We start from the raw sequence: 16,985 nt of genomic DNA, 5'->3' as shown, positions 1-16,985 counted from the left end.
ACACCCCTAATTATAAATTTGCAAATAAATCAGTTGACAAATATCGCTCGGCTGTATCATTTAACATAGTCAAGACTTTTTTATCAGGGTTTTCTAAAGCAATTTTTCTAGCCATATATACATTTGCACCACTTGAAATTCCTGCCATTATGCCATTTTTACCAAGCTCTAAGGCTGTATTTATAGCATCTTCATTGCTTACACAAACTATCTCATCTATAATTTTTTGATTTAAAATTTTAGGGATAAAATTTGCACCTATACCTTGAATTTTATGGCTTGCAGCGGTATTTTGGCTCAAAAGTGGCGAAGATGCGGGTTCTAAGGCTATGATTTTGACATTAGGATTGTGTTCTTTTAAAATTTCTCCTACCCCGCTAATAGTCCCGCCTGTACCAAAACCTGCTAAAAAAATACCAAGATCGGGTAAAGCTTTTAAAATTTCTAAAGCAGTATTTTTTTTATGTGCGTTTTTGTTGTTGATATTTTCAAATTGACTTACCATAAATGAATTTGGAATTTCACTCAAAAGCTCATTAGCTCTATCAAGCGCTCCTTGCATGCCTTTACTTGCTTGAGTAAGTTCTAGCTTTGCACCAAAAAAACTCATCATTTTTCTACGCTCAATACTCATAGACTCAGGCATAGCTATGATAAGTTTAAGCTTTAAGCTTGCACAAATCATTGCTAAAGCTATGCCGGTATTTCCACTTGTAGCTTCTATAATGGTTGTTTCTTGATTGATTTTACCTTCATTTAAAGCTTGTTTTATCATCTCCACAGCCGCTCTATCTTTTATAGAATGACTTGGATTAAAATACTCGCATTTAGCATAAAGATTTGGAGCAAATTCTTTTAAAGAAACAATCGGGGTGTTACCTATACAATCTAAGATATTATTATAAACTGACATTGTCTTCCTTTAATATTTTTAAAAACAATATCAAAAGAAAATTAATACTTAACTATGAAGAAAAACGCAAAAGTTTTTTAACTTTTGCGCAAAGAATTATTTTTTAGCTTTTTTAGCAGTTTTAGCAGCAGCAACTGCGTCTTTAAGGTTTTTACCTACTTTAAATTTAGCAACTTTAGTAGCAGGTACTTTGATAGTAGCACCAGTGCTTGGTACTCTAGCTTCTCTAGCAGCTCTTTCAGCTACAGAAAATGTACCAAAACCAATAAAGCTAATGCTATCACCTTTAGCTAATACATCAGTAATAGTAGCGATTACTGCATCAGTAGCTGCAGTTGCATCTTTTTTAGTTAGCCCAGCAGTTTGAGCAACTTGAGAAATAAAATCTGCTTTAGTCATAAAAAGCTCCTTGATTAAAAATGATTGTTAAGTTTAACACATTTATCAAGCTTTTGCAAGAGGTTTAAACCCAAATCACAAAGAAAAATATGCTAAAAAAATGTTTTTGCTAAATTTATTACCACTTCAGGCTTTAAATCTTTCATGCATTTGTGGTGTTTTAAAGGGCAGACCTTTTGCATACAAGGCATACAAGCTAAATTTAAATGTGCTATTTTAGCATTTTCTTGCCAAGACGAGGTTTGACTAAATTTAGTAGAACCAAAAATAGCCACCGTTTTCACCCCATAAACTGCACCTATATGCATAGGACCACTGTCGTTTGTGATGAGCAAATCAAGCATAGAAATATTTTTACATAAAGTATAAATACTAGTTTTACCACAAAGATTTTTTGATTTGATACCTTCTTTTAGAAGAAAATACTCAATTTCATCACAAATTTCTCTCTCACTTTCTACTCCAAAGATTAAAATTTGATGAGTTGAGCTAAATTCTTTTGCTACCCTTGCAAAATAGCTCGCTTCCCATCTTTTGGCACTTCCAAAATGCGCACCCGGGTTTATACCTAAGATTTTTTGAGTTGATTTTGCTTTTATAGGGAGTTTTAAAGCATTTGAAGTGGCTTTAAAATTTAAGGCTTTTTCTATGAAATTTAAGTATTTTAAGACTTGGTGTTCTTCTTTTAGAATATTTTTATCAAAATAAAATCTTTTTTTTGCTTTGATTAGATTTAAAATGATCTTGCTTGAAAATGCCGAGCGAAACGAAAAAGCTAGATCAAATTTACCAAAGTTTTTTCTAGCTTTTAAAATTTGCTTATATCTTTGCTTTTTATTTTCTACTAAAATTTGAGCATTTTCAAAGCGTTTAAAAAGCTCTGTGCTTACAAAAGAACCATAAAAAGTAAATTTAGCTTGAGGGTATTTTTCTTTCATAGCATAAATAGCCGCACTAGCCATCACCGCATCGCCAAGCCAAGTAGGAAGGTTGATAAAAATATTCATAATTTTCCTTAAAAATAAAAGCTATAATTATATCAAAAAATAAAGAGCTAAAATGAGTCAAATTTCCATCATACTACCAACTTATAATGTAGAAAAATATATTGCTAGAGCATTAGAAAGTTGTATTAAACAAACTTTTAAAGATATAGAAATCATTGTGGTAGATGACCTTGGCAATGATAAAAGTATAGATATAGCTAAAGAATATGCTAGCAAAGATGATAGGATAAAAATCATACATAATGAAGAGAATTTAGGAACTTTTGCTAGTAGAAATATAGGTGTATTAAATTCAAGCTCACCCTATATAATGTTTTTAGATCCTGATGATTATTTAGAGCTTAATGCTTGTGAAGTTGGGCTTGAAAAAATCAAAAATGTAGATATGGTAGTGTTTGATGCATATGTACATAGGGTGAAATTTAAGAAATTTTATAGATTTAAACAAGATGAACTTTTTAAAAAAGATGAATTTTTGGAATTTTTACTTAAACAAAAGCATTTTTGTTGGAGTGTTTGGGCAAAAGTATATAAGAAAAATTTGATTTTAAAAAGTTTTGAGCATGTTGATTTTAAAGAAAAACTTTGTTATGGAGAAGATGTGCTTTTTAACTATATAAATTTTATGCTAAGTGAGAGTTTTTTTGTATCGCAAGAATGCATATACCGCTATGAATTTAATGAAAATGGTAGATATGAAAACAAAAATAAAGAAATTTTATGGCAAAATTACAAAGATAAAATAAGAAGCTTTGAGCTTATAAAAAAGCTCTCGTGTAATTATAAAAAATTTAATGAAAAATTACTTGAAATTTTTGAAATCGATTTAATAAATTTAAAAAATAGATTATAAAATATCAAAAATTGACATTTTTTAAAGCTCTGTGCTCGATTTTTTCTACTAAATTTAGAAAACCTTTTTCTATAAGCTCATCTTTAGTTGTAACTATACTTCTTTGTAAAACTTCCTTTTGAGAGTCTATATGAGCTATGATTAATTTTATCCAATCTAGGTGTTCTTTTATCCAAAGCATTGATTTATTGTAGCTATCTTCTTGTGTTTTTGGATTTAACACATAAATTCTTGCTAAATTTAATTCAAATTGTCTAATTAAAGGTCCATTTGACAAACCACAACGATATATGCTAGTTTTAAGTTCATCAATTTGTTTTAATATTAATTCAAACATATGTATAGAATCTTGAATATCTAAATTATCAATATATAATAAATTTTTATTTATAGATATATTTCTTTCGCATAATTCTTTTTTTAAATTTTCATATTGTTTAATGTTTTTTATAATTTTGAAATATGCTTTTAATAATAATTCATTTTGTTTATTTAAATTTAAATTTTCAAGTTTTGTAAAAGGCTTGTTCAAATCTTTTTTTAATAATTTTTCACATATTTGCTTAAAAGGCTTTTCAATAGTTCCATTTATTCTTGCTCCACCCTCAGTGCAGTTGTAAATTTTCATATTCATCTTATTAAAAGTAAGAATATCATTTTCAAGTACTTTCTTAAAAAAAATCCATGTTTTATGTGTTTTAACATGGCCTATTCCACCATACCCCAACACATCTATATGTTCATAGGTATCAGTTTCGAAAGTTGATGAATTTTGATAATCTTTTGGATGGGATTCTCCTATATCATTATAAGCTAAATCTTGCCCAATAAATATTATATTACTATGTTTTAAATGAACCGATAAATAACAGGCCATATGAGCAACACTCCATCCCATGTTAAAATACCCAAAATCATTTAAAGAACAATATTTAAAAAAATATTCTGGAGTTGAAACTATCATATATTTTCTTTTATTTTTTTCTAAATACTTAATAGTATTTGGATGAGTAACTGATTTAATAACAAATAATATATCTTTATCAAATTCACCAAAATCATTGTTAAAAAATTCACTAGTAAAATCAGTTCTCTCGAGTGAAAAAACATAATCAGGTTTAATATTTGCTTTTGCAAGTATAGGATAAGCACTATCAGCACAAAATATACTGGCTTTGTTTTGGTATTGTTTTAAAAGTGGAAGTTGTTTAGTTAAGCTAGGTCCTGTTGAGACTATTATAGCTGTATCACTTAAATTTTTTCTTTTATTTAATAATTCTTTATAGCTTGGATTGGCTATCATTTTAGGAATATTTTGTGTAAAATGTTTTATACCTCGCAAGGCATCTAATGGATCATCTCCAATAGAAATTATATTTTCTTTTATAGCATCTTGTATTAAAGAATTTAATTTCAAAATTTCTTCTTGATACTTGCCATCATAATAATCACAATGTATCTCTAAAAAATAAGTCCTTAAAAATTTAAATATCAAATTGCTTAAAAACAAATTTTTCAAATCATTGATATTTTCATTATTTGGATCTAGTAGTAATAATCTATTTTCTTTTAATTCTTGAGAAAAATCTATCGCTTTAAACATAGTATAAATTATATTTACATCAGGTTCAAATACTAAAATAACCTTATGATTTGGATTTTGCAAAAGAGCTTTGTATAAAATTCCATTTCCAAAACCATAAAAGAATAATATAGGATATAAAAGATATTTATCATTGTATAAATTTAATGTTTTATTTAATTCTTCTAGCGGCTTATCATAAAGCCTATACCCCCCCCCCGTCTATAATATTTATATCTAAATTATCATCACCTTGCACTATTTGATAAGTTTGATTTACTTTTTTTAATTGCTCTTTTAAATTATGATCAAACACTGCATTAATATTATTTTCTAAAATACTCATCAAAGTCCCCATCCATCATCTACTATTATAGTTTGTCCTGTTATAAATTTAGAATAATCTGACATTAAAAATATCAAAGTCCCGCACACATCATTAGCATCTAACATACCTTTAGAAGCACAACACTTTCTATAAGCATCTAAAAACACTTGAGGTTGATTGTCTTTTATACCACCAAAGGCTACGCTATTTACTCTTATATTTGTATTAAAAAGCTCCTTAGCAAGCCAAACACCAAGATGATTAATGCCAGCTTTAATCACACTATATTCTAAAGAACTTTGCATGGAAGTTCCTTTATAATTTTCAAATTTAGGTGCATAAACACCCATAATCGAACTTAAATTAATAATATTTCCAAAGCCTTGCTTTTTAAAAAATTTTACCATTATATTAGCTATAAAAATAAAACTAGCTAGATGCAAATTCAAACTTTCACAAATTTGTTCATAACTTGCTTCATAATAAGCAATTTTCCCCCAATCTTTACTCACAGGATAAGCACAATTAACAAAAGCATCAATTTTTCCAAATTTTAAAATAGCTTCTTTTAAACAATCTTCAATTGCTTTATAATCGTTTATATCAATTTTTTTGCTTAAAATGCGTTCTTTATTATTTAATTTTAATACTAAGTGAAATAATCCCTCCTCATTAATATCTGCGATGATAATTTTTCCATTATGCTCTAAACATGCCTTACTCAAAGCACTCCCTATACGGCCACATGCTCCTATTATAAATACTACTTTATCTTTAATCATTAAAAATCTTCCTGTTTTAAATTAGCCTTTTTGATTAAAAATTCAACTATTTCAAAATCAAACTCACTATCTATATCAAAAGCTGTCTTTTCATCCATTATATACAAACTCGTATCTTTTCCAAATAAAGTATTATTTTTTAACAATTTTTCCCTAGTAAAAATATAAATACTAGCATTCATATCATAACATTTTGGAGCACTTTGACGCGTAGTGAAATTTCCTTCTTTAGACTTTTTTACCTCATCATTATCTACTTCTATTAGATTAAAATACGGGTTGCGTCTTGCTGGAGTAGCTGTAATTAAATTTGACTTTTTTTCTTGTTTAAAAAGCTCATATGCTTTGCAAATATCTTTACTATTTCGCAAAGGTGCAGAAGCATCAAGATCTATTATAGTGTTAAATTTGGTATTAAAGTATTCTTCGCTTTTTAACAAAGCATCTTTTATCACAGGCAATTTAGCACTATCATCTTTTGCCAAATTTTCATCTCTTTTGAAAAAAACCTCTCCGCCATATTTTAAAGCAACTTGTGCTATTTCATCACTATCTGTACTAATTACAATATGTTCAAAAAGTTGAGAATTTTTTGCTTGGATTATACTATAAGCAATTAATTCCAAATCATTAATTTTTCTAATGTTTTTATTTTTAACCCCTTTACTACCACCTCTTACACATATTGTGCATAAAATATTATTCACTAGATCTCCTTTTGACTTCATCACATAATTTTAAAACATCAAAAGCTTCATAAAGATTGCACACGCTACAATCCTTTTCTATAATTTTTTCATGAAGACTTATTAAATTTTTTATCGTATCACTTTGGCATTCTTCCACCTGCAACAAGGTAGTTGTTCCAAAAATGCATAATTTATTATTGACTAAATCTGCCTTATAAGTTTTATCACGAGAATGCAAAACAATCTCTCTTTTTGTAAATTTAGAAAAATAATCAAGTTTGATATGAATTAATTCTTTTTTAGATTTTAAAGATAAAAATGCAAAATCATCACTATTAATTTCAAGTTCAGAAATTTTTAAATTTTGAGCATATAATAATTTTAATTTTTCAAAAAAATAATACGCTAAATCAAGCTCATGGGATAAATCCAATAAAACTCCTCCGCCTAATTCTTTTTTTGCACTATAATTTTGAGTATAATCACAAATTCTCCAGTTTGGTAAATATGATGAGCAATTAAATTCAACAAAATAAATATATTGATCTTTTTGTATAATAGTTTTTATTTTTTCCACTAAAGGATGAAAGCGTAGCAAATAAGCTACATAAATATAATTACCATTGATAGAGTTAAACTCTCTATATTTTTCAAATAAAGGCTTTTCAACTAAAATAGTTTTGCCTTTTACTTTTTTATCGATTGATTCTAAAGTTTCATAGTGATTTATCGTTATAGTTGCTATAACAAATAAATCAATTTCTTCTAACTTTACTTCTTGCAAGCTCTTAAAGCATTGCAAATCATTCTTTTTATAACTTCTTGAAACTACGCTAACTTCATAACCTAAGTGCTTTAAAGCTAAGTAGTGTTTTTTTCCTATACTACCAAATCCTATAATCAAAGCTTTCATTGAAAATCCACAATCGCCTTTTCATATTCTTCAAGTCTTCCTATATCAATCCAATAATCTTGCAATATATAAGAATTTATTTTTAATTTTTTATCTAACAATCGCTTAATCAAATTAGGCATATCCAAATACACATCTTTTTTGATATACTTTAAAACTTCTGGTTCTAATACATAAATTCCAGCACTAACTAAAAATTTCTGTATAGGTTTTTCTTCTATATCTTTTATATCGTTGTTAGAAATTTTCACAATACCGTAAGGAATTTGATGCTTAAATTCTCTAAGTACCACACTCATCACTGCTTTACTTTTTTTATGCTCTTGAATAAGTTGATCAAAATCAAGTTTAGTTAAAATATCTCCATTCATAACAATAAATGATTTTTTCATATCTTTTACCAAAGACAAAGCCCCGGCAGTGCCAAGCTTTTGTTTTTCTTTAATATAAGAAATTTCAACACCCCAACTTTTGCCTTCTTGAAAATAATCACAAATAACTTCTTTTTTATAATTTACACAAAATATAAACTTTTTAAAACCTTGTTCTTTGAAATTTAAAACAATATTTTCGAGTATTGGTTTTTTACCTATTTTTAACATAGGTTTTGGAGTATTTTTGGTAAGTTCACCCAATCTACTCCCAAGACCTCCAACCATTAGAACTACTTCATTTTCAAAACTTTTTTCTTTAAGAATTGAAGCAATAGATTTTATAGCTATGACTTCATTTTCACTATTTAAGACAGGAAAATCATAAATATCAGTTTGACTAGCTAATTTTAAAAGCTCTTCTTTACTTGTATTTTCTTTAATAGTTAGCGAATTCTTAGTATAAATTGTTTCTATACTATCTTCAAGCTTTTTGCCATTTAATAAAGCTCTTCTAATGTTAGAATCACTAATTACACCTAAAAATTTATCATTTTCTACCACCAAAGCTATTCTAACACGCTCACTACCTATAATTTTTAAAGCTTCTTGTATGCTTGCATTTTTAGCAAGTTTTAATTTTTCAATACTCATTGCATATCCACAAATTTTTTATATAAAATTTTTTCCAAAGAAATATTTTTTAAAATATCCTTTATCATTAGACTTGTATTTTTACCTTCACACTCAAAAGGATTAATGAAATTTTTTAGCTTATCTTGATATTCTTTGGTATTAACATACAAAAACGCTTGTTTTAAATGATAAATATCACAATTTATAATATTATCAGCAAAAATTCTTCCTTCTTGCCTGTTACCTATATTGATACAAGGAATTCTTAAAAAAGGACTTTCGCAAATTCCACTAGAGCTATTTCCTATAAGTATATTTGCTATTTTCATTAAACTTAAGTATCTTTTAGAGCCCAAATTATCAAATAACTTTGCTTTATGAGATTGTTTTATACAATACTCATTTAAAAGCTCATTAATATATAAACCATTCTCATCAGCATTTGCTTTCGTAAAAATTAAAGTAGAATTTTCCAAATTATCTAAAAATTCAAGCAATAATTTTATTTCTTTTTTAACGCTTGATTTTTGTATCGTTTGAGGATGATAAGTTATTAAATATATATTTTCATCAAATATCAAATTCAATTCTTTTTGCAAATCTTCCTTGTTTAAAAAATTCATATTATTGATATTTTCTCCCCCTAGAGAACCTACATTAAAAACTCTATCTTTACTTTCTCCAAGTTGCAAAATTCTATTTGCATAAGTTTGAGTACTAGCAAAATGCAAATGCGCCATTTTACTAATAGCATGCCTAATGCTATCATCAATAGCTCCCAAAGTAAGCTCACCTCCACAAAGATGCGCTAAGGGAATTTGCATTACCAAACAAGCGCTAGCACAAGAGAGCATTTCATATCTATCGCCTAATATCACCACAATATCAGGTTTTAATTCTTCAAAAGCTTCACAAAGTGAAATTTGTAAAAGCCCCATACTTTTACAAATACCTACGCCGTCATTGTTATTAAGCAAAATGGAAATTTTTTTATTTACTTTAAATTCTTTTTCAATCTCTTGATAAGTCAAACCAAAATCTTGACTTAAATGAGCTGCTGTAACAATAAGCTGCAAAGTTAATTCATTATCTTGTTCAATGTATTTACATAAATTTCTTAACAAATACCATTCAGCCCTAGTGCCACTAATAACACAAATTTTTCTATTCATCAATTAACTCATCTTCGGCATAATCTCTACTAGCAATTTTACCTAAATATTTATCATATTTCATAGCACAAATTCCATCCCCCGGTCGCTTTGTGGTAAGATTTTCTTCACTAAAACATTCGCCCTTTTTTATAACTTTTTTAGCTACAAGAGATTTTCTAGCAATGGCTTTGTTTTTACTTTCGCTTTTGCTTGGAATTTTAACACCATTTCCAAAAGCTTGTTCTAGCTCTCTTATGGATTTAATCATAGCTTTTAATTCTTCAGGTTCTAAGGAAGCTTGATGATCAGGCCCTTGCATACTTTTATCTAAAGTAAAATGTTTTTCTATCACACAAGCTCCCATAGCTACAGCTGCTATAGGTATAGTTATACCCAAAGTATGATCAGAATATCCTACGGGCAAACAAAAGGCTTTTTTTAAAGTTTGCATAGCCCTTAAATTTACATCTTCAAAAGGTGTAGGGTATTCTGTATTACAATGTAAAATAATGATTTTATCTCTTTGAGTACCATTTTGCACCAAAATATCTAAAGCTTTTTCAATCTCACCTAAAGTGGCCATTCCTGTTGATAAGATGATATTTTTATTGAAACTAGCAATTTTTTTCAAGTAAGGAAGATTAGTTAATTCTCCGCTTGGAATTTTAAAAATTTCTATATCAAATTTTACAAGCAAATCAATACTTTCTAAATCAAAAGCAGTGGAAAGAAATTTAATATTAAATTTTTTACAATGTTCTATTAAAATTTCATGATCTTGTTTAGAAAGTTCTAATTTTTTAACCATATCAAACTGGCTTTGATTTTCATCAGTAGCTTGGAGTTGATACTCTGCTTTTTTGGCATTTTTACTTATACAATTTTCAGCTACAAAAGTTTGAAATTTTACAAAATCAGCCCCAGCTTCACTGGCTACTTCTATAAGCTTTTTAGCTAAATTTATATCACCATTATGATTAACTCCAGCTTCTGCTATAACAAGGGTTTTATTGTATTTCATTTTTTAATTTATATTCTCCAAATTCATTTTTATAAAATAACTCTTTATTATAATGCTTTTCTACTATACTCCAAAATTTAGATTTTGAAATACCTAAAAAACTACAAAAATCTTCTATGCATTTATTATCCAAATTGTGATCTTTTTGTTTTACTATTTTTACGGCTTCATCTCTGCTTAAAAGTCCATATCTTACAAATCTAGCAGCATAATCACTAGCCATAGCATGACCAAATTTTGGGTATTTCATCCAAGCATGTAAAATATAAGCAATACTATCTACTTGATCAAAATTTTCAGCACAATGCCTCCTGTCCCATTCTCCATTTAAATCACTAAAGCCTCTATTTTTGGCAAAAACATAACTAGAATAAGAATTCCGCCTAACAAAATAACTTAAATATATAGGATATAACTTGCCAATATCGTCTTTGCTAGGATCAAAAAACAATTGCAAATTCTCTTCCTTTATTTCATCATCTATAAATTCATTAATATCCAAATCACTTGCTACCCCATTTAAAAAAATACCACTTGCATCAGGAGTTTCAATGTTGTCATTCCCGCCATATTCATATGAAATATTTTCCCCATAGACAAGCAAAGGTGTATTAAATTTCAAAGCCATAGCAAAAAGGGTAAGAAATAGATTAATCTATCTATAAACCAGCTAGGTTTTCCATACTTTTCAAAGGTTTTCAACATAACTTTTTTTGAGTTTTTATATCAGGTTTTAAGCTTATAAGATGACAGTCAAATTCTTCAGAAATATTTTTTAAATTTTTCTTCCCAGCTTCAGTCATAGTAAAATTATCTTCTACGCTAAATAAAATAGGATTCATTCCTAATTTTTCTTTCATAATATGTACTTGAAAATGAGAACCTTTGCCTCCACTTACCGCAATAGCACAATCATACTCATATTTATCATTCATTCTTCTATATTTATCACAAAGTTTTTCTAATTCTTTAAATCTAGCTTCATAATCGATATTTTCTTTATTTTTATGATTTACACAAGCTGAACAAATATTTTTGCCATTTTTATCTTTACTAAATTTTATCCCTGGTCTCGTATCTGGCATTACGCAATAATCACAATATTTCATCATTATACTCCTTTCATATATACTATACTATCTTCGCCTAAAATACTACCATGTTTTAAATGAGTATTTGACCCCAAAAAACTATGCTGCTTTATCAAACAACCCCCATTAACAACACTAGCTGTACTAATATGACAAAAATTTTCAATTATAGCATCATGTTCAACTAATGCTTTTGAATTTATTATACAACCTTTACCTATCTTGACATTTGTATTTACCAAGGCATGATGCATTATTATACTTGCCTCATCAATAAAAGATCTTTTTGACACATGAGCAAGCGGCGAAATAATAGTTGGCAATCTAAAACCTATAGTTTTCAACTTATCATAAATTTGCACTCTCGGCAATGAAGTTTTAATTTGTCCAATACCAATTAAGGCATATTTATATTCTTTAAATAATTTTTTTAAATCATCATCATTCCCAAGCAATGGATAATACGCACTTTCTATATCATTATCCACAAAACCAGCAATTTCAAATTTACCTTCAAGCTCTATAACATCCATACATGCTCTTGCATGTCCTCCAGCTCCAATAATGATTATTTTTTCTTTCACAAAAATCCTAAATATTATAAATATCACTTTTATATTTTTTTAAATTTAAAGAACTACTAAACCACTCTATAGTTTGAGCTAAACCTTTTTCTATATCATATTGTGGTGAAAAGTTAGTAAGGCTTTTAATCTTGCTATTGTCACACCATAGCCTAAATACTTCACTATTTTCGGGTCTAACGCGTTCATTTTCTGTGATAAATTCTACATTTGATTTCATAAGTTTTTTAATGAGTTCTAAAGTATCTTTTATGCTTATTTCATAATTTGATCCTATATTTACCACTTCACCTATAGCCTTTTGGCATTTAGCTAACTCTAAAAACCCTAAACAAGTATCTTTTACATAATTAAAATCTCTAGTAGGACTTACATCTCCAAGCTTTATTTGTTTAGCTCCATTTGCAATTTGAGTGATGATAGTTGGGATCACCGCCCTTGCACTTTGCCTTGGGCCATAGGTATTAAAAGGTCTTGCTATGGTCAGCGGGAGGTTGAAAGCATTATAAAAACTCATTGCCATAGCATCAGCACCTATTTTGCTTGCTGAATATGGACTTTGTGCTTGCAAAGGATGTTTTTCATCAATAGGCACATACAAAGCCGTACCATAAACCTCGCTTGTACTTGTGTGAATAATACGCTTTACATTATTTTCTAATGCACTTTGGCAGATATTTAAAGTACCTTTTATATTAACATCTACATAACTATCTGGAGCAACATAAGAAAAAGGTATGGCTATTAAAGCTGCTAAATGGAAGATGATTTCTACATCTTGAGTGATATTTTTACAAAAATGTGGATCTCTAATATCTCCACAAACTACTTCAATATCTTTTAAACACTCTATATCTTCAAGCCAACCCCAATAATTAAAAGAATTATACTGGCTTAAAGCTTTAATTTTATAACCATAAAACAAAGAATCCTTGTCTTTGCTTTGTGTATAAAGCATTTCAACTAAATGCGAACCTATAAAACCATCTGCACCTGTGACTAATATATTCTTCATTATAACTTCTCATATATTTTTTGTGTAATAATAACATTTATATAAAAAATAAAGCAATTTTATGGCAAAATTAAAAAAATAAAAATAGGATTGAGAGGAATAATAAATGTCTATATATGATGAAGAATTTTATAAACAACAATCTCAGGGAAGTTATCAGTCAGCAAAAGAAATTATACCAATAATAAATAATTTTATCCCAAATATTCAAAGCGTATTGGATGTTGGTTGTGGTATTGGTACATGGCTTAAAGCATGGCAAGAACAAAACAAATTAATAGAAATTTTTGGAGTCGATGGAAATGACATATCGGAAAGCTTTTTTTATATCGACAAACATAATTATAAAAAAGTTGACTTAACAACCACCGCAAATACAATTTTAGATGATATAAAACAATCGTTAAAAGATATTAATAAAAATTATTCAAAATTATTCAATTTGACTCAAAGTTTAGAAGTCACTGAGCATATTGATGAAAAATATGCTCAAAATTTTATAGAATTGCTAACATTAACTTCAGATATTATTTTATTCTCTGCAGCTATTCCTAATCAAGGAGGATTAGAACATATCAATGAACAACCACCAAAATATTGGGCAAATTTATTTGAAAAATACGATTATTTATGTTTTGATATTAGAAATTTATTTTGGGAAAACGATAAAATTGATTTTTGGTACAGACAAAATATTTTTTTATATATTCATAAAGACAAAATTAACTCATTAGAATTACCTATAAAATCCACACAAAATCCTATGCATATGGTACACCCTGAAAAACTTATAGGATTACTAGGAGCAAAAAAAGAAAAAGAAAATAAGAAAAACAAAGGTTTTAGGTTATATCTTCGTCATCCTAAAAAAATATTCCAAAGTAAAAAATGAGTCAAATTTCTATCATACTGCCAACTTATAATGTAGAAAAGTATATAGCTAGTGCATTAGAAAGTTGTATTAACCAAACTTTTAAAGATATAGAAATCATTGTAGTAGATGATTGCGGAAGTGATAAAAGTGTAAATATAGCTAAAGAATATGCTAGCAAAGATGATAGGATAAAAATCATACATAATGAAGAGAATCTAAAACTCCTAAGAGCAAGATGTGAAGGTGTTAAAGTAGCAACTTCACCTTATATAATGTTTTTAGATCCTGATGATTACTTAGAGCTTAATGCTTGCGAAGAATGTGTAAATAGTCTTACGAAAGATACAGACCTGCTTTGTTTTAATTACTTCACACTAAAACAAAGTAAAATTCAAAAAAAATTTTTTAATAAAAATCATTTTCAACAAAAAGATTATTTTGTTTTTTTACTAAAACAACTCCCGGATTATCAATGGAGTGCTTGGGGAAAAATATACAATAGAAAAATTTTACTAACAATTGTCCATCAAATAGAAAGCAAGCTTAATAATATAAAACTTACCATGGCAGAAGATGCTGTATTATATATGCATTATCTCGTTTTTATAAATCAAGTAACAACACTATCAAAATGTTTGTATGTTTATAATTGCGATAATATGAACTCATCTACCAAAACAATAGATTTCACAAAACACAAATCATATATTCAAGATTTATCAAAAGTCATAATTTTAATTCAATCCATACAAAATACATCGAAATATTATCAGCAATTACAATACTTTGCCATTAATCAATTAAAATTAGATAAAGTATTATTATTATATCGTTTATCTAAAAGTAAAGTATTATTTAAATTATATCTAAAAATAAAAAGGAAAATATTACTCTTTAAAATTAATAATTTTCTAAAAACATTAGAAAAATTATAAGTTAAACCATTTTTTTATTACAACTTCTTTAGAAAATTTTTTATCTATAAGTACTCTAGCATATTTTCCTATTTCTTTTCTAGCATTATCATTTTCCATTAAAAATACTAACTTATCTGCAAATTCATAAAAGTCTCCATCTTTAACCAAAAAACCACTTTTGTTATTTTCTATAATATCACTAGGACCTGTCTTAACATCAAATGCAACATTAGGCAATCCAAATGAAGAAGATTCCAACAAAACCATTGGCATTCCCTCAGAATAACTACACATAGCATAAATACTAGCATTTAAGTAATGTTTATTAATGTTTTGAGTAAATGGTAAAATTTTTATAGAATTTTCTAAATTTTTATCTTTTATTTTAGTTTCTAATTCTTTTTTTAAGTCTCCTTCGCCAACAATATATAATTTCCAGTCTTTATCATTCATTTTTTTTTGAGCTATTTCCCATATGTCAACTAATCTTAAAAAACCTTTTTCTTTACTAAGTCTACCTATACTTAAAACTATTTTTTGATTACAATCAGTAACTTTTAAAGGCATATTTACAAAATTTGGAATAATTTTGATGTTTTTAAAATACTTTTGAAATTCATTCAATTGCTTACTTGAAAGTAATACAATTGTATCGAAAAATTTATTTCTATTAAGATCTCTATCTGTATAATTTTCAAATTGTCCATGTAAAATTTTAATATACTTAGTTTTTTTATTTTTAAAGAAAGAATTATATAGAAAATAATTATTAAATATGACTATATCATAGTCATTAGCTATCTTTTTAATACGGTAATCCCTAATTCTTTTTTCAATACTTTTCTTGTATAAATTTTTAAAAATATTCTTTGTTTTAATCTTTTTTACACCATTATCATAAAAAAATTTTAAACCGATATTTTCATTTATACAAAAAGGAATTTGTGTATTTTCTTTATAAATGCTAAGTATATCCACATGAAAAGATTTTTCAAACAAAGCATTAGCCAAATTAGCAATCACTCTGTTTACACCTCCCATGATAGTTATATCAAATTCTACTAATAAAATTTTCATAATATATTCTTTTGCGCAAATCTTGAAATCACATATCTGATTTTAGAAATTTTATAAGGTTTTAATAGTTGTAATTTCTCTTTAATACACAAAGGATCTTTACCAATTTTTTTAATTTTAAATGCATTTTTGATATAAAAGTATAAAATAACATCTCTTAATAGTGAAGAAATTTTTTTATCATGATAATTTTCTATAAATCGCACTAATTCTAAACTAGTTTGCACCCAACTAGCGCATTTAAAATACTCTTTTGCTAAAGTTGCATTCTCTTCAAATGCAATAAATATATCTTTAAAATATGGAAGAATATTATCTTTGGTAATTTTTTTATCTTGATTTGTCAAAGAATTAGCTCGAATTCTATAATAATAAAATATTTTAGGATAAATATAAATATTCTTAGCTTGCGAAAAAAGCAAAATTCCAAATAAATGATCTTCAGCAAAAATACCATCTTTAAATTTTATTTTTTTATCTATTATATGATTAAAATTTATCATACCTGAACAAGCAAAAGAAAAATCTTTCATCTTGCTTCTTGCTAAATGTCGCAACCATTCTAATGGAGTAATCTTTTTTTCTTGTTTTATATTAATATCTTTTAATCTACTACTTTGACTTTGATTTTTACAAGATATTTCATAGTATTTTGCTTCATCAAACCAAACCACATCAACCCCATCCATTCTAGGTACACATTCTTCTATGCAGTTTAATTCCCAATAATCATCAGAGTCTAAAAAGATAATATAATCTATAATAGGATAAGTAAAGTT

The 16,985-nt window shown here is 27.3% G+C and carries 17 protein-coding genes and 2 pseudogenes; 3 read left to right on the top strand and 16 right to left on the bottom strand.

Annotated elements, in window-relative coordinates:
• Nucleotides 1-10: 10 nt before the first annotated feature.
• From cysK to CAMP5063_RS06260, 3 genes are all read right to left on the bottom strand, one after another.
• A complete protein-coding gene (gene cysK / locus CAMP5063_RS06270) occupies nucleotides 11-913 on the bottom strand; it encodes a cysteine synthase A (RefSeq protein WP_263661221.1) in 903 nt (300 codons plus the stop codon).
• Nucleotides 914-1,009: 96 nt separating this feature from the next.
• On the bottom strand, nucleotides 1,010-1,312 hold the full coding sequence (locus CAMP5063_RS06265) for an HU family DNA-binding protein (RefSeq protein WP_039619003.1): 303 nt from the start codon (nucleotides 1,310-1,312) through the stop codon (nucleotides 1,010-1,012).
• A 92-nt stretch (nucleotides 1,313-1,404) separates the two neighbouring features.
• Complete coding sequence (locus tag CAMP5063_RS06260; RefSeq protein WP_337195016.1) at nucleotides 1,405-2,319, bottom strand: glycosyltransferase family 9 protein; 915 nt, start codon at nucleotides 2,317-2,319, stop codon at nucleotides 1,405-1,407.
• A gap of 52 nt (nucleotides 2,320-2,371) precedes the next feature.
• Here CAMP5063_RS06260 and CAMP5063_RS06255 point away from each other — a divergent pair, with 52 nt between their 5' ends.
• Complete coding sequence (locus tag CAMP5063_RS06255) at nucleotides 2,372-3,172, top strand: glycosyltransferase family 2 protein (protein WP_337195015.1); 801 nt, start codon at nucleotides 2,372-2,374, stop codon at nucleotides 3,170-3,172.
• A 4-nt stretch (nucleotides 3,173-3,176) separates the two neighbouring features.
• On the opposite strand, the pseudogene CAMP5063_RS06250 reads toward CAMP5063_RS06255, so the two are convergent.
• The 11 genes and pseudogenes from CAMP5063_RS06250 to CAMP5063_RS06200 form a co-directional block, all read right to left on the bottom strand.
• Nucleotides 3,177-4,904, bottom strand: a pseudogene (locus CAMP5063_RS06250) (motility associated factor glycosyltransferase family protein); the annotation flags it as partial.
• Between the two features lie 55 nt (nucleotides 4,905-4,959).
• Nucleotides 4,960-5,100: a hypothetical protein gene (locus CAMP5063_RS06245; protein WP_337195013.1), complete on the bottom strand. Its 141-nt coding sequence runs from the start codon at nucleotides 5,098-5,100 to the stop codon at nucleotides 4,960-4,962.
• Nucleotides 5,100-5,864 (bottom strand): flagellin modification protein PtmA, encoded by a 765-nt coding sequence (gene ptmA, locus CAMP5063_RS06240; RefSeq protein ID WP_258108291.1) that lies wholly within the window; start codon nucleotides 5,862-5,864, stop codon nucleotides 5,100-5,102. The genes CAMP5063_RS06245 and ptmA overlap by 1 nt, the downstream gene beginning before the upstream one ends.
• The gene (locus CAMP5063_RS06235; protein ID WP_337195012.1) at nucleotides 5,864-6,571 is read right to left on the bottom strand and encodes an acylneuraminate cytidylyltransferase family protein; all 708 of its coding nucleotides are present in this window, start codon (nucleotides 6,569-6,571) and stop codon (nucleotides 5,864-5,866) included. Before CAMP5063_RS06235 ends, ptmA begins: the two co-directional genes overlap by 1 nt.
• Complete coding sequence (locus tag CAMP5063_RS06230; RefSeq protein ID WP_337195011.1) at nucleotides 6,564-7,466, bottom strand: Gfo/Idh/MocA family protein; 903 nt, start codon at nucleotides 7,464-7,466, stop codon at nucleotides 6,564-6,566. The genes CAMP5063_RS06235 and CAMP5063_RS06230 overlap by 8 nt, the downstream gene beginning before the upstream one ends.
• Nucleotides 7,463-8,491, bottom strand: coding sequence for a nucleotidyltransferase family protein (locus tag CAMP5063_RS06225; RefSeq protein ID WP_337195010.1), 1,029 nt, complete (start codon nucleotides 8,489-8,491; stop codon nucleotides 7,463-7,465). The genes CAMP5063_RS06230 and CAMP5063_RS06225 overlap by 4 nt, the downstream gene beginning before the upstream one ends.
• Nucleotides 8,488-9,648, bottom strand: coding sequence for a UDP-N-acetylglucosamine 2-epimerase (neuC, locus tag CAMP5063_RS06220; RefSeq protein WP_337195009.1), 1,161 nt, complete (start codon nucleotides 9,646-9,648; stop codon nucleotides 8,488-8,490). Before neuC ends, CAMP5063_RS06225 begins: the two co-directional genes overlap by 4 nt.
• Nucleotides 9,638-10,648, bottom strand: coding sequence for an N-acetylneuraminate synthase (neuB, locus tag CAMP5063_RS06215; protein WP_337195008.1), 1,011 nt, complete (start codon nucleotides 10,646-10,648; stop codon nucleotides 9,638-9,640). Before neuB ends, neuC begins: the two co-directional genes overlap by 11 nt.
• A pseudogene (locus tag CAMP5063_RS06210) lies at nucleotides 10,635-11,757 on the bottom strand (N-acetyl sugar amidotransferase). The gene neuB and the pseudogene CAMP5063_RS06210 overlap by 14 nt, the downstream one beginning before the upstream one ends.
• Nucleotides 11,758-11,759: 2 nt before the next feature.
• The gene (locus CAMP5063_RS06205) at nucleotides 11,760-12,323 is read right to left on the bottom strand and encodes a NeuD/PglB/VioB family sugar acetyltransferase (RefSeq protein ID WP_263661232.1); all 564 of its coding nucleotides are present in this window, start codon (nucleotides 12,321-12,323) and stop codon (nucleotides 11,760-11,762) included.
• 7 nt (nucleotides 12,324-12,330) lie between these two features.
• Complete coding sequence (locus tag CAMP5063_RS06200; RefSeq protein WP_337195007.1) at nucleotides 12,331-13,338, bottom strand: NAD-dependent 4,6-dehydratase LegB; 1,008 nt, start codon at nucleotides 13,336-13,338, stop codon at nucleotides 12,331-12,333.
• A gap of 106 nt (nucleotides 13,339-13,444) precedes the next feature.
• Between CAMP5063_RS06200 and CAMP5063_RS06195 the strand changes: the two genes are divergently transcribed.
• A complete protein-coding gene (locus CAMP5063_RS06195) occupies nucleotides 13,445-14,230 on the top strand; it encodes a hypothetical protein (RefSeq protein ID WP_337195006.1) in 786 nt (261 codons plus the stop codon).
• Nucleotides 14,227-15,147 (top strand): glycosyltransferase family 2 protein, encoded by a 921-nt coding sequence (locus CAMP5063_RS06190; protein WP_337195005.1) that lies wholly within the window; start codon nucleotides 14,227-14,229, stop codon nucleotides 15,145-15,147. The genes CAMP5063_RS06195 and CAMP5063_RS06190 overlap by 4 nt, the downstream gene beginning before the upstream one ends.
• On the opposite strand, the gene CAMP5063_RS06185 is transcribed toward CAMP5063_RS06190, so the two are convergent.
• Entirely contained in the window at nucleotides 15,142-16,206 is a 1,065-nt protein-coding gene (locus CAMP5063_RS06185; protein ID WP_337195004.1) for a glycosyltransferase family 4 protein, read from the bottom strand. The genes CAMP5063_RS06190 and CAMP5063_RS06185 overlap by 6 nt on opposite strands.
• Nucleotides 16,203-16,985 (bottom strand): glycosyltransferase family 2 protein (locus tag CAMP5063_RS06180; protein ID WP_337195003.1); only part of this gene is annotated, 783 nt, incomplete at its 5' end. The genes CAMP5063_RS06185 and CAMP5063_RS06180, both read right to left, overlap by 4 nt.

The sequence above is a fragment of the Campylobacter sp. RM5063 genome (genome assembly GCF_024723655.1).
Taxonomy (GTDB): domain Bacteria; phylum Campylobacterota; class Campylobacteria; order Campylobacterales; family Campylobacteraceae; genus Campylobacter_D; species Campylobacter_D lari_D.
This window is presented reverse-complemented; position numbering and strand designations above follow the sequence as displayed.